Source organism: Aquitalea sp. ASV11 (assembly GCF_016429185.1).
GTDB classification, from domain to species: domain Bacteria; phylum Pseudomonadota; class Gammaproteobacteria; order Burkholderiales; family Chromobacteriaceae; genus Aquitalea; species Aquitalea pelogenes.
This window is the reverse complement of record NZ_JAELUD010000240.1, coordinates 1-302: the sequence shown is the minus strand read 5'-3', so window position 1 is coordinate 302 and position 302 is coordinate 1. Positions and strand designations below refer to the sequence as shown.

1 pseudogene is annotated in these 302 nt (G+C 72.2%); it reads right to left on the bottom strand.

The features are described 5' to 3' along the window. Positions 1–302 (bottom strand): annotated as a pseudogene (locus JHD62_RS21935) (hypothetical protein); the annotation flags it as partial.

Below are 302 nucleotides of genomic sequence, written 5' to 3'. Positions count from 1 at the left end.
CCCCCCCCCCCCCCCCCCCCCCCCCCCCCCCCCCCCCCCCCCCCCCCCCCCCCCCCCCCCCCCCCCCCCCCCCCCCCCCCCCCCCCCCCCCCCCCCCCCCCCCTTTTCAAGCCGAAGACGGCATACGCGATTATTGCGTTCGTCTCGTGGGCTCGGAGATGTGTATAAGAGACAGGCATGGCCCACAGCAGCCAGTCCGGCTTCCAGGCCGGAATGTTTGGCATGGCGCTGACGGTGAAAAACGGCAGCATGCGGTGGCAGACGGTAAGGAATACCGGCAGCAGAAAGCCCCACAAGGCCAG